Source organism: Mucilaginibacter ginsenosidivorax (assembly GCF_007971525.1).
GTDB classification, from domain to species: Bacteria; Bacteroidota; Bacteroidia; order Sphingobacteriales; family Sphingobacteriaceae; genus Mucilaginibacter; species Mucilaginibacter ginsenosidivorax.
On sequence record NZ_CP042437.1, the window covers coordinates 353,993 to 378,582 of the forward strand.

Below are 24,590 nucleotides of genomic sequence, written 5' to 3' on the forward strand. Positions count from 1 at the left end.
AACATTGTACTATGCAAACCAAGGAAGAAATTATCAGCGGCCTCCGCCAGAAGATCATGAACTGGGAAGGCTTCCGACCGCCGCAGCCCGGTGCCAGCAATGATCTCGGCCTCGGTATCGTCGCCGGCGCCTTTCCCGACGGAGTATTTCCGACCGGGGCCATCCACGAGTTTATCAGCAGCAGTCCGGAGGACACCGCTGCCAGCGGCGGATTCATTGCCGGCCTGGTTCAAAAACTATTAGACAGCGGTGGTACCTGCCTGTGGATCAGTTATACCCGAAGGATCTACCCGCCAGCGCTCAAACTCTTCGGCGTAGATCCCGACCGCGTCATTTTCGTGGATGTGCCCCTGCAAAAAGATGTGCTTTGGGTCGCCGAAGAAGCGCTTAAATGCGAGGGCGTAGCTACCGTTATTTGTGAAACCAAAGATCTTAGTTTCACTGAATCCCAGCGTTTGCAGCTGGCCGTAGAAAAAAGCCATGTGACCGGTTTCGTACTGCGGAAAGATGTCAAAAAAGTCAATACTACGGCTTGTGTTACCCGCTGGCGGATACGCCCGGTACGCAGCCAGTTAAGAACCGGCATGCCCGGGGTCGGCTATCCCCGCTGGCAGGTGGAACTACTGAAAGTCAAGAACGGAAAACCCGGCAACTGGACGATAGAATGGAAGCAACAGCATTTCAAAACAATAATTCCAAAACCAAACGCTGCAACAAATACAGAAGAAACCAGAAAATATGCCTAAGCGCTTTGCATCCCTTTGGTTCCGGCATTTGCTGACAGACTGGAAGGCGATTCGCCAGCCCGGCCTCAAAGGGAAGGCCTATGTCTTCGCCGAACCTGACCATGGACGAATGCTCATTACCGCGCTGACCGATGAGGCCCGAAAGTACGGCGTTATCGAAGGCATGACCGTTGCCGATGCCCGTGTCATCGCTCCCGACCTCCAGGTATTTGACGGTAAAACCGGCCGGAATACCAAACTGCTGACCGGCCTGGCCGAATGGTGCCTGCGCTATACGCCACTCGTGCAGCTCGACCCGCCAGACGGCTTATTACTTGATGTTACCGGCTGCACCCATCTGAAAGGCGGGGAAAAAGCCTATCTGCAGGACATCACTAATAGACTGAAAATCCTCGGCTATGATGTGCGTCCTGCTATCGCCGATACCATCGGTGCCGCCTGGGGCGTCGCCCGTTGCGGCACCGACAAAATGATCATCCCTGAAGGTGAACACCGTACCGCCCTCATGCCGCTTCCGCCTGCAGCACTCCGTTTACCCTCTGACCAGCTGCTCAAACTGCGCAACCTGGGCCTGCATCAGATCAGCAGTTTCATCTATATGCCCGACAGCGTGCTGCGCCGCCGCTTCGGCAAAAACATGATCCTGCGCCTCAACCAGGCACGCGGCCTGGAAGTAGAATACCTCTTCCCGCTGAAAGAGCCCGTACCCTACACGGAAAGGCTGGAATGTTTGGAAGCCATTAAAACCCGGCCCACTATCGAGATCGCTTTGCACAACCTGCTGGAAAGGTTGTGCAAACGCCTTTACGGCGAAGGCCTTGGGCTGCGCAGCGCTACGCTGACCTGGTACCGGGTAGACGGCAAGAACGGCCATATCACGATCGGCACTAACCATGCCAGCAACCGCGTGCAGCACCTGTTCAAACTGTTCTTCATCCATCTGGATAATGTCGCCCCCGGTTTGGGTATCGAACTTTTTACCCTGGATGCCGGCCAGACCGAACCCGTCAGCGATAAGCAAAGCGAACTCTGGTCAGCCAAAGGCACCCTGGGCAGCGAAGAGGTCGCCGAACTGCTTGACCGTGTTGCCGTCCGTATCGGCACCAAACACATCAACCGTTACCTGCCCGGTGAGCATTACTGGCCCGAACGCACACCGGAGGCTAATACGAACCTCAAAAAGAAACCCGAAAGCGACTGGCGCACGGATAAACCGCGCCCAATGCAGCTACTGGACAAGCCGGAACGGATCACCGCTATGGCGCTTACGCCTGATTACCCGCCAAAACAATTCAGCTGGCAAGGCAGGCTCCATGTGATCGTCGCAGCCGACGGGCCTGAACGTATCGAACGCGAATGGTGGCTGGAACCCGGCGAACACCGCGATTACTATATCGCCGAAGACGAAGACGGCAAAAGGTACTGGCTCTTCCGCTCCGGGCACTACAACGCAGAAAATAACCAGCACTGGTACCTGCACGGGTTTTTTGCATAAACGTAATAAAAAACAACAATACGATTTAAAAATACTTTCATCAGGTTTACAACAGCACAATAACGGCCATGAGTTATGTCGAATTACAGGTGACCAGCAACTTTAGCTTCCGGCGCGGCGGCAGTCACCCTGAAGAACTCGTCGACCAGGCGGCTGACCTCGGCTATGATGCCATCGGCCTGACCGACCGCAATACTTTTGCCGGTTTGGTTCGCGCCTATGTGGTTGCCAAAGACCGTAATATTAAATTAATTCCCGGCGTTCGACTCGACCTGCTCGACGGACCGAGCCTGCTGGCTTACCCGACCAATAAAGAAGCTTACGGCAGCCTTTCCGCTTTGCTTACGCTGGGCAACCTGCGCGCGGAAAAAGAAAAATGCTATATCTCCAAAAGCGATGTTTACCACCACGCTGAAGGGTCGATATTCATCATTATACCGCCTGATAAGATCACGCCCGATTTTGAGTTTGAACTGGTCTTTACGCATCATGTCAAAGACTACAAAACCCATCTGTCAAACCTATACATGGCCGCGACCAGGTACTATACGGGTGACGATGCCAAGCGCTTGTTCCTCTTAGCTGAACTCGGCGTTCCGCTGGTCGCCACCAATGATGTGCATTACCATCATCCTAACCGGCGGGAGCTGCAGGACGTGCTCACCTGTATCCGGGAAAAGTGCAATATTTTCAATGCGGGGTATAAGCTGCACCAGAACGCCGAACGCCACCTCAAAGAAAAAAAAGAAATGGAACGGCTGTTTCGTAATTACCCCGAAGCCATCAGCAATGCCCGGAAAATAGCCGATGCCTGCACTTTTGACCTCAAATCCTTGAAATATAAATATCCCAGCGAGCTAACTACGGACGGGAGGACGCCGATGGAACAGCTCACTTACCTCACCTGGAAAGGGGCGAATGAGTTTTACAAAAATACTATTCCCACAAAGGTAAAAAAAGCCATTGAGGATGAACTGGAGATCATAGCCGAGCTGGACGTACCAGATTATTTCCTGACCGTGGAAGACTATGTCACCTGGGCGCGTAACCAAAACATCCTTTGCCAGGGGCGCGGTTCCGCCGCCAACTCAGCGGTTTGCTTTGTACTCGGCATCACCTCTGTCGCGCCTGATAAATCCAATCTGCTGTTCGCCCGCTTCCTTTCCAAAGAACGTAACGAACCACCTGACATCGATGTGGATTTTGAGTATGAAAGGCGGGAAGAAGTGATGCAATACGTGTATAACCGATTTGGCCGCGACCGCGCCGCCGTTCTGCCCACAGTATTTATGCTGCATTACAAAGGCGCGGTCAACGATGTTTCCCGCGCGATGGGGCTGTCGGTGGATACGACTAAAATGCTGTCAGATGCCTACGGCGATCTTTCTGATGAAGAGATCACTGCGGCCGAACTCAAAAAACTCGGCCTGAATTTTCAGGACCCGCATCTATTGAAAGTCATCGAACTCACCGGCCTGCTTATCGGCTTTCCGCGGCAGCTTGGCCAGCATACCGGCGGCTTTGTCATCACCGACGGCAAGCTCAGCGATCTTTGCCCGATCTTCCACGCCCGAATGAAAGACCGGACGAATATAGAATGGAACAAAGATGATATCGACGCGCTGGGTTTCATGAAAGTGGATATTTTGTCATTGGGTATGCTTACCTGTATCCGCAAGGCTTTTGACCTTGTCCTGAAACATTATGGCAGAGCGCTGACGCTGGCTAATATTCCGCAGGATGATCCCAAAGTATATGAGATGATCACAGCCGCAGATACACTTGGTGTATTTCAGATAGAAAGCCGCGCGCAAATGTCTATGCTGCCCCGCCTGCGCCCGACCTGTTTTTACGACCTGGTGATTGAAGTTGCCATTGTACGGCCCGGCCCGATCCAGGGCGATATGGTGCATCCGTACATCAGACGGCGAAATGGTGAAGAAGCCGTCGATTACCCTTCTGATGAGATCAGGTCTATACTGGAACGTACGCTCGGCGTACCGCTGTTCCAGGAACAGGCCATGGAGCTGGCCATTGTCGCCGCCGGCTTTACGCCCGGTGAAGCCGACCTGCTGAGAAGAACAATGGCCACTTTTAAGTTTAACGGTATGGTTAGTAAGTTCGAGCATAAGCTAATCAATGGTATGACTTCCCGGGGTTACTCGGAAGAGTATGCCCGCCGGATATTCAAACAGCTGGAAGGTTTCGGGAGTTATGGATTTCCAGAAAGCCATGCGGCCAGCTTCGCTTTGCTGGTTTACGTATCCTGCTGGCTCAAATTCTATTATCCGGAGGTTTTCTGTGCGGCGCTGCTGAATAGCCAGCCTATGGGTTTTTACCAACCGGCACAGATCGTTCGCAATGCCCGGGAACATGGCGTGATCATTTTGCCGATAGACGTCAACCGCTCACAATGGGACAACATACTGGAAGCCAAACAGGGCCGGTATTTCGCCATGCGCCTGGGCCTTCGGGAGATCGACGGCATCAAACAAGCGGAGATTGATAAACTAATAGCAGGCAGGGGCCAACGGCCAAACCAAACTTATACGCAGCCGCATCAGCTTTGCGACGCCGGGGTGAGTATCGCTACGATGGAAAGGCTGGCCAACGCTGATACGTTCCGTTCCATGGACCTTGACCGCAGGAATGCCCTTTGGGAAGTTGCCGCGCTTCATGACAGGCCGGTACAGCTGATGCAGGGCCAACCCTCAGAAAGCCTGCAGGAACCAGAACCCAATCTGCCGGAATTGCGCCTGTCAGAACATGTCGTACAGGACTATGCCACGACCGGCCTTTCGATAAAAGGGCATCCGCTCACCTTTATCCGGCATCAGCTGGAAATGCTGCACATCAAAACAGCAAAGGATGCCAATCAGACGGAAGATAAAAAGCTGATCAAAACGGCAGGCCTGATACTTATCCGCCAGCGGCCCGGGACAGCAAAAGGCGTATGCTTCATCACTTTGGAGGATGAGACCGGAACGACCAACCTGGTTGTTTTTCCAAAACTTTTCGATCAATACCGTAAAGAGATCTTACATGCGAAACTACTCATGGTTGAAGGGGTGGTTGAACAAACCCAGGTCACGCACATCATTGTCCGCAGGGTATTTGATATTACCAAATTACTCGCTAACCTGACTGAGATAAAAAATGATCATCAACCGGTATTAACGCTTTCCAGGGCGGATGAAAAATCATCGCCATTCATTCCGATGGAAAAGCCGTTGAAGTCGACTGATAGTGAATCAGCCAACTACTTGCACAAGGGGAGGAATTTTAAATGATCAACTAAACAGATCGCCCTGGGGCTTCATGCGCTGCGCAGAATTGGCTCGGACGGTCGTGTCAGCTAACCCAACGTTTGCAAGCTCGCCGCCGGCCAGTACCGGTTCCAGATCCTCCGGCCAGTGGTTAAACTGCAGTTCCTCGGCAACATCCAGGTAAGCCGTATCTATCGGCGCTAAATCATGGAAATCACGGGGCGTTGCTTCTCTGGCGGTGCGGTAATCCGGATCGATCGTACAGAAATCCAGCAAGCGCGAAGGTATCTGTGTACGGGCGATGGTGCTTAAACGTCCTTCGGATGGTTTTTCGAGTAACCATTCATACGCGAGGTCTTCCGTTAAAATGGTCGGCATACGCAATTTGGAATTATGGACCTGGCGCATCAGCGCATTGGCTTCTGTGATACCAATAGCGACGGTATTTACAAACTGGCTGGTTTCAGGATCCAGCCATTCGTTATACAGGCCGGGCATAAAAAAGTACTCCTGCCCTTTCACCGTCACATAATAAGGGTATTTGATCGTTTCTTTTAACTGCTGGCCTTTCTTGCCGATCTTTGGCACATGGCGGCTTTCCACGATGCCGGTAGACAGCACCAGGCAACGGCGGTTTTTGGCGGCATCCGCCCACATGGAACGTTTACCGTCCTCTTTTACAAAAAGGTTTTCTGATTTAAAATTGAGCGTGGTATATTTTGCCCGGAATAGATTAGCCTCCGCCCGCGTTTTCACGAACCCGGGGACATAGCCCCATTCCGCCTGTACGATGTCGAAATCCCTGCCGTCCGCTGAAGGAACCAGGATCGCGCAGGGCGCGTAATTGAAACCATTGTGAACGCCCACATTCAAAAAATTGTAGCGGCGGACTTCCTTTTCGAGCTTTTTCAGTCGAATAAACTCGGTGCGGGTGACTTTTTGACCGTTATAGTAACACATATCTCCTGGTAATTTCTAATGTAAGTGGCAATCAGCTTCCCGATTTCGGCCGCCAGTTGCTGCCGCCCCTCCGGCACGGATGTCCAGAATTTTTTATCGTCTGCATCACGGGCAACCGTAACCACCAAAGGTTTCAGGGCGTCATCCATAAATTTAACACGAAATACCCTGCCGCTCCGCAGGCTGTATTCCACTACGCTCGCCGCCGAATCTTTGTAAATTATTTCAAATCGCTGTTTAACTGCCATTTAAAGTTACAATTTATTTAACAATAACAAACATGCTAAATATTTTAGTAAAACAAAAAAAATGCTGAATTATAAGCAGCCAATCCATCCCGATATTTACCCCACCCTGAATTGTAAAATGATCATCCAGGCTATTTTTTATGTGATTGATAATTGCATCTCATCCCACCTGCTATACTTTAAATTCGCCCGCGTGAGTTTCAATTCTAATCGCCTCCCGGTTGTTCATTAAACTTATACAAACCGATTGATGCCCGACAAATTTATTCGCAAGGTTATTGTGCTCATAGCTGTAAAAACCCAAACCACATTCGATCCAAGGGTCGGAACGATATTTTGCCATTTGGCCAATTGCCCCGAGAAAATTTCCAGCATCCCTTTCTGAACATATTAATATAGTTAATAATAATCAATAAGTCTATTGCTTCGATTGGTCGACCTAGGAAAAAATAAGTATGAATAGCGCAATTATCTAACATCTAGTGTGGTTTTATTAGATATTTCGATAATTACCTGGTCTAACTCTACTGTACTTTTCTGTAGCATTTCACATAAATCCCGGGTAAATTCATCCCCGTTATCGTATATAAGGTCGGTTAATCCCATAATGTTGGCCAGGGGCTTGCGTACAGCATGAGATTGTATAAAGCCAATTTCACTTAATTGGTTGTTTGCAGAATCAAGTTTGGTTTTTGCGTCTACGAATTCAGTTATATTATAACCAATACAAAAAATACCATCCGGGTTTCCGTCCGTATCAAATAACGCCTGCATCTCCCACTGTGTTGTCACAAACCCGCCCTGGCCATCGTGCTTTCGTAACGTTGCCGAAAATAGCTCTCCCGGTTTTGAAAAGCAGCGCATACCGACCTGCTCACAAATTGCTACATCTTCCGGATGGAGCGTGACACTAAAATGCCGTCCCAATAAAGTGCCGTTGGTAAATTCAAAATTCCGATCATAATTTTTACTGACATAAGAATACCTGCTATCCATACCAATTGCTATGGTATAAAAAAAAGAAGAGTTCTTTAAAAACGCGTTTATTTGAGGATGATACTGCATGACTTAAAGTTGCGTTAATTAATATGCCAGTTTGCCCGGCTCCGGGTACGGAACCATTGCCAATAATTCGCGGAGTACCGTAATGCCCCACCAGGTTTGATGGTACAACTGTTTAATATTGATGCGAAAATAATACGGAAACCTGAATATCTTTCGGTGATTCCTTCGAAGCACCTAAATCTCATGTTTCGCTTAGAAAATTTCTGTTACCCAGTGTCTGATGACCTCACGACCGCTATTCCACCGCTTTAACCGGTTGATTTGCTGAATGGTAATCCTGTCTTTTATCTCCTGCGTTGCAAGGTAATAATCAGGCATAATTTTTTTCATTGCCCCGTGAATTTCCCATGCGCTACCATTCAGTAAGAGGCCGGGGCAGTTAGTAACCAGTTCCGCCAGCGCCTCGGCCATGCTGGCTACGTAATACGGACAATCCCAGTCATGGCGAAAGGGTTCGTCACCCCTATTATTTATTTTCTGCAAAGGGTGCGAAACATCTTCGATTAATTCTGCTATGGCATCACCAAACACATTGGTATATTCCTGAATAAAATGATTCCACCACCCTGGCCGGTGCGGCAATTCCTTCATCAGGGTATCGCAGACCATCACACGTTTTGGAAATTCGGGGATCGCAGGATCCATAATGACCAGTGAAGCGCCAAAATGTCCCTCCCTTGGCGAATGCCTGCTGCAGATCACGAAAAATTGAAGGTTCCTTTTTCCGTTTTGATGTAGATCTGCTGCAAGCGTTTTTATATCGTTCAACCTTTCTTCCAGAAACCCGCGCTTGAAAAGGATGTGTAGATTATCCTTTGACTTAGCCATGCAGCGCCTCCCGTTTTCTTCAAGTACATTTCCATTGGCCGGTCTGCTGGAAAAATGGTTGCCACTATTATAGCGGATCTGTTCTGACCCTGTCGGGTAAGAGTTAATATCCGCAGTATCGCCGGTTTCAGTCTGCTTGCCAGGGTGTACAGAACGAAACGGAATATGAATTTGTTCACTGTTTAACCGCCGCGCCAGGTTGTAAAAACGCTGTTCCGAGGATGCAAATAGCGGATCACCAGTCACGGGGTCAAAATAAACATGTTCCGCCGTTCGCCCCAGGTGACCAGCCACCGCGCGGTTCTTCAATAGTCGAACCACGGGTTGCCTTGTGTTTAAAAAGAAATCTCTTAAAGCATTGTTAGCCAGATATTCAGCTATCGACTGATCAAACCGAAGGGACATACAATCATCGTTTTCCCTTATCCAGCCCAGTAAAAAATTGCGAACCTGAAGATCGAATTGAAAGTTAGCGATTTCCGCTTGTTCCAGGGTAAAAATGCGTTGCTCCATATAGGCTCAGGATATACAGTATGACGATTTAAACATTAATCTTCGTTGCGGATAACGATCTCTTTCTCTATGGCCGCAAGCGCAGCTTGAACACCATCGCGCTGTTCTGCTAATAGTTTCATATGATCTGCGTGGTCCGCATAATCAGCGATGAGCACATCATATTTTTCGATTGCCGCTCTTTCCCCCGTGGTGATCGTTTTTAAAATGTCCAGGTTATCATTATTGCTCAAAACTTGTTTGATGGCAAGCCAGCTACGGTGCAAACCGCCCAGAATACCTCCAGCTTCATTTACAGCATCTTCACCATGCAGGGCAATATGCTCTTTCAATTCGGCTGCATACACGATGCGCTCACCGGATAACTTTGAAAATAAAGCTTTCAGATCCGCCGACTCCGTTGCATCCGCCGCCGATTTGTAGCCTTCCTTGCTGTCGTTCACGAGCTGTAATAATTCCTTCAGGTCTCCGATAACTTCTTGTTTGGTTTTTAATGATGATGCCTTGATGTTTTCCATGAGTTTGATTTGATACCGTGCTGATGACAAAACAACAGCCAATACACAACGCCTGGGGGTATAATTGTTTATTAGGCCTATTTGCCCATAAATACACCAAAAAAATGTCCCGGTTGAAAAAAAACGACCAACTTTAACCACGCAAGAAATTGTTATTATAAGACAATTTGTATCCTTTAAAGAACATTAATATGTCGCTAAATTTCGGAAAAGGTTCAATCGGCAATGTGCCCGACGAACCAGGTGCCGGACTATTTCGGCACTTTTTTATTATATCTTTTCCAGGTTGATTGTCTCCTTACACCTATGAACTGATTACCCTATTGGTTTGCCTGGAATATCGTCATGAATAGCGCACAGTAGCATAAACGACACCTCAGGAGGGTTCAAAGATAACAATGGCAATATTCTGGTGAACGGCGATACGGTGGTCACGGTTAAAAACCTCCGGTAAAAGAAACATCCCAAACCAGTAAGACCGGCACTAAGGTCAAAAATATCCGCTTAACAGTAAGCGATCATCATATTCACTGTAAGATCGACGGCGTCGGCGCGACGGCGCTCAAATCATAATTCGTTAAAAAAGCTAAATGTCCCGGATGTTTGCGCGCTTATTCAGTCAGAAACCTGGGTCCGGCAATTGAGGTACCTAACTTTTCGTTAAGGCGTTTGATCAAATAAGCACACGCTTCAGGCACAAATTGTTCGTTATGCTGGTGCATGAAGAACCATACTGTTTTCAGCCCCTTGGTTTTCCAGGTATTCAGCCTTTCCACCCATTCGTCCATCCTGGTGTAATCGCTTGGGGCCAGGTCGTTACCAACAAAACGAATGACGGCCTGGTTGTTAGTCAATTCCATATGAACACAATCCCTTCTGCCTGCGGTATCCGAAATCACTGTACCTATATTTAGTTCCCGGAGCAATTCAAACAGCTCATGCCGATTTGAATCAATGCCAAACCAATCTTTATGCCGTACTTCTACACTGACCTTCACGGACGGCGGTAAAGATTGCAGGTAGGATTTGAGTTGGGGAAAGCTTTTCGGCGAGAAATTTTCGCCCAGTTGCAGCAATAAGGGGCCCAGGTGATTTCCGAACGCATCCAGGCTTTCATAAAATTTAGCCGTTTGTTCTTCCGCATTGGCCAGCCGGCGTATATGGGTGATATGCTGCGGGAACTTCGGGCAAAACTTAAAACCCGGTGCATCAGCGACCTGTTGCACCCACCGGTTGAGTTGCTCTGCAGTGTAGATCGAATAAAAAGTAGGACCGAACTCGACCGTATTAAAATTCTTGCAGTAGAGCGGAAGCAAAGCGTTGCCACGGTTTTCCGGGGATAAATTTTGCCCATCCAGCCCTTCTCGCCCCATTTAGGTGCACCTACGAACACCTGCAATTCACCGTCATCTTTAGTTGCGGCCAGTGTACGCCTGGTCCCGGCCGTATCCGGAGGCAGCGAAAAGTCAATCGCTGCAATGGCGTCGTCAACATGTCCAAATTCCATTTTGTAAAATTAAATAATAAGGAAGTACCGTAGCAAAAATCTTCGTTTTAAATGTTTTATTTTGTAACGATGGAAGACTACGGATACCCGGTGATCGGCTTTGGCCTCGAATATGGCAGCCGATTGATCTATTGTGAAGCGGTGATGAAGGACGGCCATTATGACGTTCTCTTTGATGGCAAATGGATGGCGTCGATCGCGTATAACGATCACTGGGACTGGATGCTGGACTCCGGCATGATCCTGCCCGAAGAGACCATTGCGGAAATCGGTTTGAGAATAGAGAGCCATTATCAATAAAAGGAAAAACAATACTTATGCCCGAGATACCCGACCTCAATATATTCAGCGGCAACCTCGCCAAACGGCTTGTGGGTAGGACGTTAAGCAACATTCACATTGGGGTTCCGCGAAAACTTAAGGAACCCGAAGCTGCCTTTAAAGCAGCTCTTGAAGGAAGGCAACTGACGGCGGTCAGGCGGGTGGGAAAGCAACTGTACTTCGAATTTGACCGGCATGTCCTGGGTCTTCACCTGATGCTGTACGGGTCCATGCACTGGTACGAAAGTAAAAACGAGCATAAGTTTACGATCGCCGAGCTGCTTTTTTCGGATGGTACGGGACTTGCCATTACCGACTGGCAGAAATCGGTCACGCTGACCCTTGATCCGGAAATATCAACGGTGCCTGACGCGCTGGCGCTAAAGGAAGGCTACCTGGAAACAGCACTGAAGAAGATCGGCCGGCCGATCAAAACTGTACTGACCGATGGAAAGCTCGTCCAGGGTATCGGCAATGCCTACGGAGACGAGATCCTTTACGCGGCAAACCTGTCCCCTTTTTCTATAGCCGCTAAAATCCCTGAAGCGAAAATCGATACCCTGACCAAAGCGATCAAACAAGTATTAACAGAGGCGGAAGCACATATCCTTCAAAACTTCCCGGATACCATTACGGAGAAGGAACGCGATTTTCTAAAGGTCCACCTGCCCAAACACAAGCTGACGCCCAATGGCGAACCTATTTTGGTTGCAGAGATCGCCTCACGAAAAACGTACTATACCGAAGGCCAGGAGTTATTTGAGTAACGTTATTTGAGAAAGTTACTAGGCGATTTAACGTATCAGTTGTATTGTGGCCTGATCTTTATGACCGTCAAAGTACTTTTTTAACACCGCCTCTAAAACAGAACCCGCGCCCTCGACCAGCGCAAATAGCGTCATGCTGGGGCGTAGCTTCAGGTCATCGGGGTTGTCCATCACCTGAGGCGCATTATGGCTGTCCAATCCCAATAACGCGGCAGTAATTTCCTTTATACGTTTGCCAGGCACCGGGTGCGCGAGGTAATCTGTCGCCTCGGCCAGATCGGCGATGGCATATCCTTTGGCCATGTCACTACAACCCAGCCCCGCGATCTGCGGAAAAACATACCACATCCAATGGCTTCGTTTACGGCCGGATTTGATCTCCGTTAAGGCAGTAGCCTTCACCATAGTTTTAATTTGAAACAGTCCTGTGTTTCAAAAAAGCAATGGTGGCCGGAGGCGGGTATTGATTTTTTGAAAGTCAGGCGACCCAACACGCCAGACTACCTGTTGCGGATGAAAGCAGCAAGTGGCAGTCTGGCGTGCGATTTATTCGCTTTTCAGCCTCAACAGCTTTTGGTACACATCTTCCCAATAGGCCTGCAAGCCGTCATCCAGTAATTTGAACGAGGGGTCGGTATGCCTGTAATGGCGGTAATCATCCGCCTGCATGATCGCCAGTTCCAAATCTGTCACGGTCATTTCTTTTCCGCCTAAATCAATGATTTTCATCTTGCTCATTTTATATTATGCAGCTTTCTTTTTTAGTCCTTTTTGGCTTCATCGGAACGATAACGACAACCGGAACGGCAACCTTTATGGGCTGCATTCTGAATTCTTTAAGGTTGAGGAAAAAGCCCCGGTTAACTAACATCCCTTCCCGGAACAGTTGCCATAACAGGGATGACCCGGCATTGGCCAATGCTGAATTAATAAATAAATCCTGTTTGGTGAGGGCTTCCGCCAACGAACAACTTGGCGTATTATCGGTGCTTTCCGAGGCCAGAAGCAGTTCCCGAAATTCATCGGTAATCATCGACAGGGTTTCTACGGTTTGATACTTTTTCATTTCCGGCTGCTGTACTTTACCGATGGTCGATAGCAACACCTGTCCTGAAAAACGGCTGTTGCCGAAGTCCATGTAATAAACTAGTCTGTTACGGCCATGCCCGGAGTGTTTATGCAGATTTTTCAAGATGTCGGCAATTTCCAGCCTTGCCTGTACGGTATCTACGCAGGAGATGGTCAACCCAGCCTGTGCCAGTTCCGGCTGTTGTTTGAAAGTAGCCTTGTCATATCGTGCAGTTACCGCTTTCCAGTTTGTCCCGAAAAACAGGTTCACCCGGTTAATGAGGGCAACCGCTTTATATTGTTTGAGTTCAGCGGTGGCGAATAGCTGCCTGCCTAAGTTGGCACGTTCCACTTTATCATCGTCAAACAGGCGCACAAACAGGCCGGGATGGTTCAGTTCAATAAGCGCATGGTTCATTCTCGCCAAAGCGGTAAGCACCTGGCTTCCCGTCCCCCCTGCCCCGATCAGGTTAACCACAATCGGGTTATAGGGGTTAAGCCATTCCTTTTCCACGATATGAACGGCTGTCAGAGGCTGTTTTATTTTAATTTTCTTCATCGGATAAGCTGGTTAAGGGTTAAACCGTTTTTAACCAATAGCAATTCGTTAAACCTGTTTTCGGTGCTTACCTGTTGCTGCCATAATTGCACGATGTTCCCGTTTATCTGGCTTCCTCCGCTGATGGTATGGCTGAAATAGCTACCGAAAAAGTAAGCCTCCCATTGCGTCATGAAATTCTCCAAATGCGTCCCCCGGTCGATATTGATGTTCACATTGCCCATGCACACCCGTCCATCGGAATAGATATTGAAATAGGGCGCATAATGCAAAGCTGTTTTGGCGGTGGGTTTGGACTTGCCTTTGACGGCAAAAATGAAAAGGCTGTCCCTCGTGGCTTTCCATACCATTCCGGGAACATAAGCCTTACCGCAGGGGATGCCCAAATCTTTGACAAAGAACAATTCCCTTTGCTGTGGCGGTGTGTACCATACTGCATAGCCATTGGTATCGGCGTTGACATAGAGCAGGTTATTTGGAAACATTCCCTTTGATTTTAAAAAGCCGTTCTGCATTTCTGCACTGCTTTGCAATAATTCCGCTAAAGCGATGCTTTCCTGTAAGGATAAGGGATGCGCATTGATCGGATTTCCCTGCAAACCAATGTCGTAGCTTTCCACATACATGGAAACGGCTTCATCGGTATTGCTGTTATAGTCATTTTCCCGCTCGCAGTTGTAAATCAATAAGGCTTTATAGGGGATATATTTATCGTTAAACTCGTTGGTTACGTTATTCATGGTCGTATTTATTTAGTATTCCGCATAGTTTGTCTATCAAGTCAAAAAGCCGCCTTTCAAAATCAAGGTTGTTCAATATCTTCGGTTGCGGAGTATCAAATAACTGCACAGATGTCGGCTCGTCTGTTACCCCACATTCCTGAAATTCGTTATTGACCACATCGAAAAGCATATCATAAAAGCAGTCGTTGCTGCTCCAGTAAAAACTGACATATTGCTCCATCCTGATACGGTCGGTTTCTTCGGGTGCTACCAGTTCGTCATGGATATTGTCAAAAAGGGTACGGTTCGGGTATTCCCTAAACAGGGTCAGAAACTGGTCAGCCAGAGATTCCGTTTCCAAGTCCCGATCCCCGCACTGCCTGTAGGTTTGAATGTTCGATTCCCATCTCAGCAGATAGTTATGATCCCGGATTAGGGTTACGAGGCGGTCACCCGCATGGTTGTGCAAATCCATGGCTTCGGTTTGTTCATCCCGGTACTGTTGCTCTTCGTCCCCCTCGTCATCTGCTTCATCTATCCATTGCTGTAACACCGCATACTCACCGGACAAATAGCTGTCACTTTCGGTATGGTACGGCAGCTTTGCGATTTGGTACAGGTAGGCATAAACAGACAGGAGCATTTCCGTCAAAGGCTGCTGCTGTGCAGTCTGCACCAAGTTCCATAACGGCCTTACCGGGATATAATACAGGCACATACCCGTATCAAAATTTTTAAGTACCGCCAGTGTCGCGCTGTGCCGCTGTCTTTGATAATGATACAATCCGCATTTTTATCCTTAAGCTTCAGGGCTTCCTTTACCTGCATATAGGCAATGGTCACGTTCTGCGGAAAAGCGATGTCTGAAACATCCGGCTCAGGTATTTCATACACTGAACAGAGGTTGGTAAGGGAGCGGAAAAATTCCGCTTCCACCTGCCTGTAGTTCCTCGCCTGTATTGCCCAAAAGGGCAGAAAGCGGTTCTTTAGAAAACCATTGGTACGATGCCCTGCGGTGCGCTCCTTTGCGGGTTGCGCCTTACTTCTCCGGCGTCCGGCAGTTTGTCGAGTTGTTGCGTGAAATTTTTGAATCGCTGATGCAGTTGCCATTGGTCGTTTTCTTTATTAATGAGTATCTTACGTTTGATTTTGAGTTGTTTCATGGTCTTTATCCTTTCGTCCCCATCGTACTTTCAAAGCGGTACTGAATCTGGTCGTTTTTGATTTCGGGGCCAACAATTTTGGCGTTGGTAAGAATTGGATAAGTTGCCGAGTAAAAGGTCATCACCGCTTCGGGGGCAAAAGCCTCACCGGGGTCTGTCAATACGATTTCTATATTATTTTCTTTGTGTAAAAACACTCGCTGTAATGTGCTTGTCGTTAACATGGCTTTCTGCGGTTTTAAGTATTAAATAATGATAGTGCCTGTGCCATCTGATCCCGCTTGCGGGTCAGGTCAGCTGATTTGGTTTTCAGTTCGGCTTCCTTTTCGGGGTAGTCAGTGGCTGATGGCAGCAGGGTTAAAGCTTCTTCGTACTTACAGGCAGCATTCAGTTCATTGATTTTGATCATGGTCTGAACGTAAGCCTTGCGCTTTTCCTCCTTATTGGGTTGTGGTTCGCCCATTTCGATATCGCTGTCCGACGATTCGCCTGCTGCGGGTTTCGGTTTTGCGTTGTTCCTGTTCTTCTTGTCCTGCTCCATTTTGGAGGCTGAGCGAGCCTTTTCCAATTCCTTGTGGTAGGCATTCAGGTTGTGATACAGCCCTGCGGTTTCCTGTACGGGTTGGGTTATCGCCCCAAAAAAGCCCTCGTCCAATTCTGTTGCCGTCCCTTTGAACAACATGGGTGGTATAGCTTTGGTGGCGTTGTCCGCATTGTGCAGGCCGGTGAATAATGCAGATACGGTAAATTGCCCCTGTTCGTCGTTATGAATGGCAAATTTCCAGTTGCCGGGAACGTTCATTGCGTTTATGTTTTCAAAAAAGTTTGTTGTCATGTTTTTACTTTTTAGGTATGCGATTGTTCAGTTCAACTAAATGGTTTGCCGACCTGCCATCTGCGGTAAAGAGGTATTCATTGTTTAAAATGCTTTCCTTTATGGCGGTACTGGTCAGAAATTCGTATTGATTTTCAAGCGATTCGTACAGATGGCGGTTCAGGGTTTCGGCAACCGACCGTAGCCATTCTTCCAGTTTGTCCAGTTCTTCAAAGATGTTATCATGCGTTTTGCCGTCCTTGACAACTTCCGAAATACCCAAATCTGTGACTACCCCGTATTGCCTTGACCTGCTAACAATCTGTGGTTCGCTTGGCAACAGGCCACCTGCTACCAATGCCAATACCCTGCGGTCAACCTGCGGAACGGAAAATGAAAATTCCTGCATTGGGGCATAGTCTTTCCACGCTTCATTGGTGATTGCGCTTATCAGTTTGGGTATGTCAACCATAGCGGAAAAACCGCTGCCGTCCCCCTGTGAATAAAACCCCCTAAAGGTTATTTTATCTTTAATAACCGCTATTCCCATATAAGAGCACAGTTCTATAAAATCCTCAAATTCATCGTCCCACCAATCAAAATTGACATTCAAATCCCGATAGGTCGTTAGTGCCTTTCCTTTGGTTTCCCTGTCCAGTTCGTTAAAGCTGTACAGTTTGAGTGTTAGCGTTTTCATCGTTCCGTTGTTTAAGGTTGGTAAATTTTGTACTGCCGTCCGGCATTTTCCATAGTTCTGTCAGGTTGTACCCGTCTTCCTCAAATAGGTAGTTCAGGTATTCCTTTACTGTTTTTGCGGTATAGTTTTCCGAACAGAGTTTGTCTATAAATTTGCATTTGGTCTGCATGAGCCATTTGCAAACGGCAACCGCATCCCGTGCCTCGTCCGCCGTCCCGCCCCCCGACAGTTTAAAGGAAAATTCACCCATGCGCAACCAAAAGAAATTCCTGTGAAGGGCTTCTTTGGTAATCGGCCGTTCCCAATCAGGCAGTTGTTTTTTGCCTTCGGGGTCGTGATTGATGTAGTCTGCTTCCTCCTGCAGGTATTGCCATGAGTTAAACTTATTGCCTGTATTCGCGCCATAAATATTGGTTAGCTGTGCGTTCAGTGCTGTTATAAAATCATCGTTGCGGTGGGTTTCTTTGAGTACTACGGTCATGTATCGTCCCATAATTTTGCTTTCTAATGTTTTAAAATGAGGGGGATTGCCCCGCCTATTGATTATCAGTTAAGGGTTAAAATTTCTGAACCGCTTTGGGCATAACCGAGGCATAAGTCAAACGCCACCTGTGTGCGCAGTTGCACCGTACCGCCTATAATGGATTTTACTTTGGCTTCATCGTCCTTGTATTCCTTGACATTTTGAAAGTAACCTGTGATGGCATTGAACGCCCCGAACAAAGTGCCTTTGGTGGTTTCGGTCTGTTGGGTCGGGCTTGCCATTGCGTATATAAAGGCGTTATCGCAGATGTTCTTAAAAACAGTGGATAGCTCCTCCCCTGTTTTCAGGCTTTTTAGCACTTCCTTGCTCGGTGCCATAGCCTGTTGGATAAGCTTCATGACGTCCTTATCGGTAATGCGCACTTTTGTCCATTGGTTAAAGATGCCGTCCAGTTCATCGGCCATTTTGTTAGAGATACCCATGACCTTGTGGGCTTCCTTTAGCCTGTCCTCTGCGCTTGCGGTATGGCGTATCTTAATCGTATTGGAGCTGTTACGGAGTGCAGCACTTAGGGTATTTTGGCAAACAATTCTAACGGGGGTAAATGCTGCGGTGATACTGCCCGAACCATCGTGCGAGGTGGCCAGGAAAAGGTATTTTTCAATATAATCGTCCTTGCCTACTTTGATATAGCCGGGGAGTTTGGCGGTGATAAATATGCGTTCGCCATTGCCTAAAGCCCCTGCGGTCTCTTATTGCATCCCATCCCCGCCGACAATGGCATCAAAGAAGCTGAATGCGTCCCGGTTCTGTACAATGCTGTAATCCCTGCCAACTACACCTAAAACGGTATTGTTATCGGTGCGCATGGTGGCATAGTAGTTAGGGACGGCAATGTCCAGTCCTGCAATTAACTTGCCCTCATTGCCTACGGTCATTGCCCTGTTTTGAGTAAAGAGCGGTGATTTGATCACCTCATAGTCAAGCCCTGCGAATTGCAATGCCTCTTTACTGGTGGGGTAATCCTGTACAATTTGCCCTAAGCCGTGCCATGCCTTTTGCTTTACGCTGAAAAAACTGTACTGTCCTGTTTGCTCGTTGAAATTGATATTGTGTGCCATGATGTTTAATTCTTAATGTTTAGAAATTTGTCAATGATGGATTTGCTTAGAATGGCAGGTCGTCGTCGTCCTTATCTGCGCCTTCGGTTACCGGCTTTTTTTCTTTGCTGTCGGCCGGGTCGGTTGTTTTGGTAACCAATGAAAACAGCTTGATGGTGTCGCAGGTGCAAATGAGCCTTGCACGGATGCCGTCTTTTTTACTCTCATAGCCCTGCGCTTCCATCCACCCTGAAATTTCAACTACTGCGCCTTTGACGAGGTATTCGGCAATGCCGGAGTTGCGCCAGTAAGCGCAATCAACGAATGCGGTTTTCTCCTTTTTTTCGCCGTCCTTGTTTTTCCATTTTTGGTTAATGGCTACAGTAAAATTAATTACCTGTTTGTTCCCTTTTACCGCTTTTACTTCTGCGTTTGCGGTTAGTCTTCCTGTGAATAGCATACTTTTAAGATTTTAAATGAATAATTATTTTGTTTTGATTTCCTTTTCTCGCCGTGACTTTTGGGATGATTTTTTTCAAAAGAAAAAGGGAAAAAAGAAAGCAAATCTTAAAGCCCGGCGGCGGGCAAAAGGAATCGGAATAAGTGCCGAAGGCTGAGGGAACGCGGAACGCGTGACCGAATTATGCCGAAGTCTTTTGCAAACCCAACGACACATCCGGGCTTGATTTTAGCTGCGCTTTTTACCCGTTTCGACTGAAAAAAAATATGATTTAATAAAAAATTGCCATTGGAGCCGCAGGCGATAAAGAACCTTTACCGGGAAAGAAAATGAACTAAGGCGGCAAACCAATAAATACCTGGCGACTCCCAAAAAAGAAACACCATCCACTTTTCGCATCATGGGATTGGAAGCGGCATCCTGCGGAGCAGATACAGCGGAAAGCCCGGCCCGAAGGGGATGCCATTGAACTGAAATTGGAAGGGAATTGCTACTAACGCCAATAGATAAAATGCATGGTTTAGCAGTAAACGAACTGATAGCCGATGATCATTGTTATTAAACTAAAGGCATCAGTTTGCGTTTTATACGTATAGCTATTAAACAATTAAGAACATGGAGGATAAAAGTAAAACCGGGAGCCCCGATAGTAAATTCATTAATGTGAATGAGGATTACGAAGTTGAATATTGGACAAAAGAGTTGGGTGTAAGCAAGGAAGAATTAAAAGCAGCGGTTAAAGCGGGGGGCACTTCTGTTGCCGCTGTTAGGAAGCATTTGAGCAAGTAGAAAGGACGAGGAAAATATAAACTTTATTCCGGCGGAATTGCTTTAATAATGAAGATTGCGACCTACAACATCAATGGCATTAATGGCCGTTTGGAAATCCTAATGCGCTGGCTCAAAGAAACCCATCCGGATTTCGTATGCTTGCAAAACTAAACGGCTCCTTTGAAATTCATATGTCCTTCTTTGTTTTGACTATCAACGGTTTCGGCCAGGTATCCGACCTTTGCCTATGAAACAACAAAAGACCTGGTTGATATTGGGAGCCGCTGAAGGCCTGGGCCCCTCAGCGGTCAAATACCTGTCTGCCCATGGCCAGCACCTGATCGAAATGGCAAACGCGGATTTTCCATTTGGCCGGATCAAAAAAACACAGCGTCAAATATATGATCAATAACACGAATTACCGCTTGTTTCACGATAAGGCTGCATATTCTGTAGCCATTGACAATGTATTCCGGTAAATAGTTCATGAAGTTCCGTTACACTTTGACCATGCTTTCTACCTGAGTCAGGTATTTGAAATTTGATTTCATCAATACAACTCATTAGTCAAATGGGCACGGAATAGCATGTTCAAACGCGCCGGAATATCCACGTATGGTGCCAATAATGTAAAATCTACTTGTATAAAAAGTGTAAAGTCAACTTATGTTATTTATAAATATTCACAACCAATATAATTTTCATGAGGTTGTGCGACGCATTTTGCGGTAGTTTACGCGATAATTTTTCATTATACTGCATGCTCAAATCTGTCATCCTATCGTTAATTCAAGACGGGTCAAAATACGATCATAACCGCACATCAGGCGTCCGGTTTTGTTACATTATTTATGAATTTTTATCGTTACTTTTTGTTTATCAGTCAATTGACAATGTGGACTAACAATTGAGGTAATGTTTCTGTGGATAGTTATAAATTTTACATCAGCTTTTCTGACCTAGTCTTTTTGGTAACAGCTTTTATCGGCCTAACTTTTTGCTGTTTGTTGTGGTTTACAGAACGGCTTAATCGATCGGCCAACAGGTTGCTGGCAATGGCTGTTTTATCGGTAGTGGTATGGCCGTTAAATTTGGTCAGCGTACACCTCGGCTTAATAAGCGGATTTTCCCTTGTGGATCGGATGGCTTTGTCGATTTTGACGGTATTAGGACCGTTCTTATTTTTATATGTACAACGGTTTAGCTCTCCGGACCGAAAACTAGCCGCTAACCAGCTCTTTCATTTCTGCCCTTTGATAATTATGCTATGTCTCGCCGGCTTTGGGCAGAAAGATAAAGTAAGCTTTAAAGTAATGATCCCGGCATTCACTTCCATTTCGGTGATCTACTATCTATACCGTGCGCACAGGTCCATCAATAATTTTTACAAGGAAAAACAATTCCAGGGAGGGGACCGAAGCAGACAGGAACTGGGTTGGCTAAAACGTATACTGGTCTGGCTCGGGCTTACCTGGCTGCTATGGATGCCGTTTACCTTGGCAGATTTTATTATTTATAATTACGGTTTGCCCATCACTGCCTATTATCCTCTATACCTGATATGCACTGGAGCCGTTATTTGGGTGGGGGTTACCGGCTTTTTACACAGCCAACCGCCAATACCCGTTCCATCAGTACCGGATGCCTCATCAATAGTGCCTGCCGAGCTCAGGCAGCGAAGCGCGTGGTTAAAAAAGACAATGCAAACTCACCGGTATTATGAAGATCCTGAACTCAGTTTAAACACGCTTGCCGTTAAGTTGGCCATTCATCCGCACGAATTGTCCCGGATCATCAATGTGGCGCTTAAAAAAAACTTTAATGATTTTGTAAACGAATACCGCGTCCGTGATGTAATACGAAAAATGCAGGATAAAGCTTATGACCGGCTGACGCTCCTGGCGGTTGCCTACAGCTCAGGCTTTAATTCCAAGACAACATTTAACCGCACCTTTAAACAAATAACAGGTACAAGTGCGGCTGTCTATAAAGATACCATAAAAAAAGAGCGCCCATTTTATAAGTTGGGCCCTGCGTCTCCACTCGCAAAGGTAATTTCGTTAAAGAAAACGATCCCGTTTCGTTACACCTTTAACTACTCAATCGCGATGATCAGGAATTACATTAAAATGGCTCGCCGCAGCCTTAAAAAAAGCTTTGGCTTTACCACCATCAACATTTTAGGCTTATCAGCAGGTTTGGCGACCTTCCTGCTGATCGTTTTATACGTAGCCGACGAAATAAGTTACGACCAGTACAATCTAAATGCCGACAGGATCTACCGGGTAACGGATAATGTGAAGTTAAATGGCAATGAAGCCTCTTATGCAGGTTCAGAAAAACTCCTGACGGAGGTATTCGCTGATTATCCCGAGATTGAAAAATATACAAGGATCATTCCTAAAGAGACCCTTTTTAAGACTTCCCGGAAGTTTAATTTTAAAAAGGGCAATGCTAATATCGAAGAACAGCATGTCGCTTTTTCAGAATCAAGCTTATTTAGCGTCTTTACCCTGCCGATGATGGAGGGCGACCCGGCTACATCTTTAACAGCGCCGCATTCAGCTGTTATTACTGAGAGCATGGCGAAAAAGTATTTTAATGATGTGCATGCGCTTGGCAAAACATTGACCCTTAACGATACAAGCATTTATAAAGTTACCGGCGTTATCAAGGACATTCCTGCGCGTTCACATTTTAATTTTGACTTTCTGTTATCTTATAGTTCCATACCCGAATACCAGGAGGCCGGTTGGGGTTACAGCGGCGTGCATAACTACATTTTGCTTAAGGCGCAGGCTAATATCAAAAAGCTCGAAGCCGGGATGCGGACGGAGTTCCTCAAACACCTCCCGCCTTCTTTTGCCCAGGGCGGGAATTATTTTAACTATGAACTTACCCCGATTTTAAAAATACACCTTTATTCGCATAGCCGGGATGAGCTATCCACAGGTGGTAATATCCAATATGTATACACCTTCTCGCTTATAGCAATATTTATACTCCTGATTGCTTGTGTGAATTTTATGAACCTTTCTACCGCACGCTCTTCCGGGCGTGCCAAAGAGGTTGGCGTACGAAAAGTACTGGGTTCGGCAAGGAAATCGCTGATCGCTCAATTTCTGACCGAATCTATGCTCATGACCTTGATAGCGGGAGTTATCGCTATCATCATCGCCTGGCTGGCCATGCCCTTTTTTAATGATGTTGCCGCAAAACATCTTTCTTTCAGTTTCGGGTCTTTATTATGGCTGGTACCGGCTTTACTGGTAACCGTTATTATCGTTGGATCGCTGGCAGGATTCTATCCGGCGTTCGTCCTGTCGGCGTTCAGGCCTATCGAAGTGCTGAAAGGTAAATTATCAACCGGGTTCAAGGGAAGCTTTTTGCGTGGCTTCCTTGTTGTTTTCCAATTTTCCATCTCTGTATTTCTGATTATAGGCACCGTTGTCATCTACAACCAATTGAATTTTATTCACAACAAAAGCCTGGGTTTTGACCGTAATGAGGTACTCACCATCAAAAATGTACAGGTGCTCGGTAACCAGGCCCTGGTGTTTAGGAATGAACTGAAGCGATTGCAGGGCGTCGAAAATGCAACTCTGTCTTCGTACGTGCCAACAGGCGAGGACCGTAATATGACGGGCTTATTCCCCCAATTGCCGATCGATATCAAACAGGATGTACTTTCCCAGTTTTGGCCTGTCGATGAAAATTATTTAAGCACGATGCAGATCAAATTATTATCCGGCAGAAACTTCTCGCGGGAGATGTCAACCGATAGCACCGCTTTGATCGTTAATGAAGCCTTTGTTAAGCAGTTTGGTTTTAAAGATCCGTTAAACAAACCGATCTACCGTAATAGCATAGGCATAGAAAAATTCCACATCATTGGCGTGGTAAAAGATTTTAATTACAGTTCATTGAGAGAAGAGATAAAACCGCTGGCGCTCATTTACGGCGATAGCCGGGGGACGCTTAGCATAAAGGTGCGGACAGCAAACTTACCCAGCCTTATGAATACGGTTAAAGATAAGTGGAAGGCCTTTTCTCCGAACCAGGAATTTAACTATTCATTTATGGACCAGGACTTTGACGCCACCTACCGCTCAGAGCAGCGAATAGCACAGTTATTCCTTTCCTTTAGCACCCTTGCAATACTTATTGCCTGCCTGGGCCTGTTTGGACTTGCCGCCTATGCCGCCGAACAGCGAAATAAGGAGATCGGTATACGTAAAGTATTAGGGGCGACTGTGCCCGGTATTGTACGTATGCTGTCTATAGATTTTGTCCGATTGGTGTTGCTGGCTATCCTGATCGCTTCTCCGCTCGCATGGCTGGCAATGAATACCTGGTTACAGAACTTTGCCTATCGTATCGATATCCAGTGGTGGGTAGTTTTGCTGGCATCGGGGGTAGCCCTTGTTATCGCATTTATAACCGTTAGCTTCCAGTCCATAAAAGCAGCAATAGCTAATCCGGTTAAAAGCCTGAGGAGCGAGTAATAACGCTGATATA

The 24,590-nt window shown here is 47.0% G+C and carries 28 protein-coding genes and 1 pseudogene; 11 read left to right on the forward strand and 18 right to left on the reverse strand.

Going from position 1 to position 24,590, the window contains the following annotated elements:
• Positions 1–11 precede the first annotated feature (11 nt).
• The 3 genes from FSB76_RS01630 to FSB76_RS01640 all read left to right on the forward strand — a co-directional run bounded on the left by FSB76_RS01630 (position 12) and on the right by FSB76_RS01640 (position 5,531).
• Complete coding sequence (locus FSB76_RS01630) at positions 12–746, forward strand: ImuA family protein (RefSeq protein WP_147051869.1); 735 nt, start codon at positions 12–14, stop codon at positions 744–746.
• On the forward strand, positions 739–2,241 hold the full coding sequence (locus tag FSB76_RS01635; protein ID WP_147051870.1) for a Y-family DNA polymerase: 1,503 nt from the start codon (positions 739–741) through the stop codon (positions 2,239–2,241). Before FSB76_RS01630 ends, FSB76_RS01635 begins: the two co-directional genes overlap by 8 nt.
• Positions 2,242–2,309: 68 nt before the next feature.
• Positions 2,310–5,531, forward strand: coding sequence for an error-prone DNA polymerase (locus tag FSB76_RS01640; protein ID WP_147051871.1), 3,222 nt, complete (start codon positions 2,310–2,312; stop codon positions 5,529–5,531).
• Here FSB76_RS01640 and FSB76_RS01645 read toward each other — a convergent pair whose 3' ends face one another.
• Positions 5,532–6,467 carry an SOS response-associated peptidase gene (locus FSB76_RS01645; protein ID WP_147051872.1) on the reverse strand — a complete coding sequence of 312 codons (936 nt, stop codon included), beginning with the start codon at positions 6,465–6,467 and terminating at the stop codon, positions 5,532–5,534.
• Positions 6,416–6,715 (reverse strand): hypothetical protein, encoded by a 300-nt coding sequence (locus FSB76_RS01650; RefSeq protein ID WP_147051873.1) that lies wholly within the window; start codon positions 6,713–6,715, stop codon positions 6,416–6,418. The genes FSB76_RS01645 and FSB76_RS01650 overlap by 52 nt, the downstream gene beginning before the upstream one ends.
• 250 nt (positions 6,716–6,965) lie before the next feature.
• Here FSB76_RS01650 and FSB76_RS32650 point away from each other — a divergent pair, with 250 nt between their 5' ends.
• A complete protein-coding gene (locus FSB76_RS32650; protein ID WP_262713500.1) occupies positions 6,966–7,100 on the forward strand; it encodes a hypothetical protein in 135 nt (44 codons plus the stop codon).
• A gap of 83 nt (positions 7,101–7,183) precedes the next feature.
• Here the strand turns inward: FSB76_RS32650 and FSB76_RS01655 are convergent, their stop codons facing one another.
• From FSB76_RS01655 to FSB76_RS01665, 3 genes are all read right to left on the reverse strand, one after another.
• Positions 7,184–7,780, reverse strand: coding sequence for a PAS domain-containing protein (locus tag FSB76_RS01655; protein ID WP_147051874.1), 597 nt, complete (start codon positions 7,778–7,780; stop codon positions 7,184–7,186).
• Between the two features lie 192 nt (positions 7,781–7,972).
• Complete coding sequence (locus tag FSB76_RS01660) at positions 7,973–9,121, reverse strand: bromodomain-containing protein (RefSeq protein ID WP_147051875.1); 1,149 nt, start codon at positions 9,119–9,121, stop codon at positions 7,973–7,975.
• 35 nt (positions 9,122–9,156) lie between these two features.
• Entirely contained in the window at positions 9,157–9,639 is a 483-nt protein-coding gene (locus FSB76_RS01665; RefSeq protein ID WP_147051876.1) for a PA2169 family four-helix-bundle protein, read from the reverse strand.
• Between the two features lie 498 nt (positions 9,640–10,137).
• On the opposite strand from FSB76_RS01665, the gene FSB76_RS33025 reads away from it, so the two are divergent.
• A complete protein-coding gene (locus FSB76_RS33025; protein WP_317131379.1) occupies positions 10,138–10,212 on the forward strand; it encodes a hypothetical protein in 75 nt (24 codons plus the stop codon).
• A 38-nt stretch (positions 10,213–10,250) separates the two neighbouring features.
• Here the strand turns inward: FSB76_RS33025 and FSB76_RS01675 are convergent, their stop codons facing one another.
• Positions 10,251–11,012: a DUF72 domain-containing protein gene (locus tag FSB76_RS01675; protein ID WP_147051877.1), complete on the reverse strand. Its 762-nt coding sequence runs from the start codon at positions 11,010–11,012 to the stop codon at positions 10,251–10,253.
• A 203-nt stretch (positions 11,013–11,215) separates the two neighbouring features.
• On the opposite strand from FSB76_RS01675, the gene FSB76_RS01680 reads away from it, so the two are divergent.
• Together FSB76_RS01680 and FSB76_RS01685 are read left to right on the forward strand one after the other, a co-directional pair.
• Positions 11,216–11,446, forward strand: a complete 231-nt coding sequence (locus tag FSB76_RS01680) for a hypothetical protein (RefSeq protein ID WP_147051878.1) — start codon at positions 11,216–11,218, stop codon at positions 11,444–11,446.
• Positions 11,447–11,463: 17 nt separating this feature from the next.
• On the forward strand, positions 11,464–12,234 hold the full coding sequence (locus tag FSB76_RS01685) for a DNA-formamidopyrimidine glycosylase family protein (RefSeq protein WP_147051879.1): 771 nt from the start codon (positions 11,464–11,466) through the stop codon (positions 12,232–12,234).
• Between the two features lie 27 nt (positions 12,235–12,261).
• On the opposite strand, the gene FSB76_RS01690 is transcribed toward FSB76_RS01685, so the two are convergent.
• The 12 genes and pseudogenes from FSB76_RS01690 to FSB76_RS01745 all read right to left on the reverse strand — a co-directional run bounded on the left by FSB76_RS01690 (position 12,262) and on the right by FSB76_RS01745 (position 19,301).
• Positions 12,262–12,639: a DUF1810 domain-containing protein gene (locus FSB76_RS01690; protein WP_147051880.1), complete on the reverse strand. Its 378-nt coding sequence runs from the start codon at positions 12,637–12,639 to the stop codon at positions 12,262–12,264.
• A gap of 141 nt (positions 12,640–12,780) precedes the next feature.
• Positions 12,781–12,963 (reverse strand): hypothetical protein, encoded by a 183-nt coding sequence (locus tag FSB76_RS01695; RefSeq protein WP_147051881.1) that lies wholly within the window; start codon positions 12,961–12,963, stop codon positions 12,781–12,783.
• Between the two features lie 10 nt (positions 12,964–12,973).
• Positions 12,974–13,861 (reverse strand): PRTRC system ThiF family protein, encoded by an 888-nt coding sequence (locus FSB76_RS01700; protein WP_147051882.1) that lies wholly within the window; start codon positions 13,859–13,861, stop codon positions 12,974–12,976.
• The gene (locus FSB76_RS01705; protein WP_147051883.1) at positions 13,858–14,601 is read right to left on the reverse strand and encodes a PRTRC system protein B; all 744 of its coding nucleotides are present in this window, start codon (positions 14,599–14,601) and stop codon (positions 13,858–13,860) included. Before FSB76_RS01705 ends, FSB76_RS01700 begins: the two co-directional genes overlap by 4 nt.
• Positions 14,594–15,235, reverse strand: coding sequence for a hypothetical protein (locus FSB76_RS01710; protein WP_147051884.1), 642 nt, complete (start codon positions 15,233–15,235; stop codon positions 14,594–14,596). Before FSB76_RS01710 ends, FSB76_RS01705 begins: the two co-directional genes overlap by 8 nt.
• Positions 15,236–15,276: 41 nt before the next feature.
• Positions 15,277–15,693 (reverse strand): hypothetical protein, encoded by a 417-nt coding sequence (locus FSB76_RS01715; RefSeq protein ID WP_147051885.1) that lies wholly within the window; start codon positions 15,691–15,693, stop codon positions 15,277–15,279.
• A 58-nt stretch (positions 15,694–15,751) separates the two neighbouring features.
• A complete protein-coding gene (locus FSB76_RS01720; protein WP_147051886.1) occupies positions 15,752–15,970 on the reverse strand; it encodes a PRTRC system protein C in 219 nt (72 codons plus the stop codon).
• Positions 15,971–15,984: 14 nt separating this feature from the next.
• Entirely contained in the window at positions 15,985–16,581 is a 597-nt protein-coding gene (locus FSB76_RS01725; protein ID WP_147051887.1) for a PRTRC system protein E, read from the reverse strand.
• A gap of 4 nt (positions 16,582–16,585) precedes the next feature.
• The gene (locus tag FSB76_RS01730; protein WP_147051888.1) at positions 16,586–17,257 is read right to left on the reverse strand and encodes a hypothetical protein; all 672 of its coding nucleotides are present in this window, start codon (positions 17,255–17,257) and stop codon (positions 16,586–16,588) included.
• Positions 17,223–17,738 carry a hypothetical protein gene (locus FSB76_RS01735; RefSeq protein ID WP_147051889.1) on the reverse strand — a complete coding sequence of 172 codons (516 nt, stop codon included), beginning with the start codon at positions 17,736–17,738 and terminating at the stop codon, positions 17,223–17,225. Before FSB76_RS01735 ends, FSB76_RS01730 begins: the two co-directional genes overlap by 35 nt.
• A gap of 65 nt (positions 17,739–17,803) precedes the next feature.
• A pseudogene (locus FSB76_RS01740) lies at positions 17,804–18,862 on the reverse strand (DUF932 domain-containing protein).
• Positions 18,863–18,908: 46 nt separating this feature from the next.
• Positions 18,909–19,301 carry a single-stranded DNA-binding protein gene (locus FSB76_RS01745; RefSeq protein ID WP_147051890.1) on the reverse strand — a complete coding sequence of 131 codons (393 nt, stop codon included), beginning with the start codon at positions 19,299–19,301 and terminating at the stop codon, positions 18,909–18,911.
• A gap of 16 nt (positions 19,302–19,317) precedes the next feature.
• On the opposite strand from FSB76_RS01745, the gene FSB76_RS31995 reads away from it, so the two are divergent.
• The 4 genes from FSB76_RS31995 (at position 19,318) to FSB76_RS01760 (ending at position 24,577) form a co-directional block, all read left to right on the forward strand.
• Positions 19,318–19,458 (forward strand): hypothetical protein, encoded by a 141-nt coding sequence (locus tag FSB76_RS31995; RefSeq protein ID WP_158642810.1) that lies wholly within the window; start codon positions 19,318–19,320, stop codon positions 19,456–19,458.
• 458 nt (positions 19,459–19,916) lie between these two features.
• A complete protein-coding gene (locus FSB76_RS01750) occupies positions 19,917–20,090 on the forward strand; it encodes a DUF3606 domain-containing protein (RefSeq protein WP_147051891.1) in 174 nt (57 codons plus the stop codon).
• Between the two features lie 229 nt (positions 20,091–20,319).
• Positions 20,320–20,484, forward strand: a complete 165-nt coding sequence (locus FSB76_RS32000; RefSeq protein ID WP_158642811.1) for a hypothetical protein — start codon at positions 20,320–20,322, stop codon at positions 20,482–20,484.
• Positions 20,485–21,334: 850 nt separating this feature from the next.
• Positions 21,335–24,577: an ABC transporter permease gene (locus tag FSB76_RS01760; protein WP_158642812.1), complete on the forward strand. Its 3,243-nt coding sequence runs from the start codon at positions 21,335–21,337 to the stop codon at positions 24,575–24,577.
• Positions 24,578–24,590 lie beyond the last annotated feature (13 nt).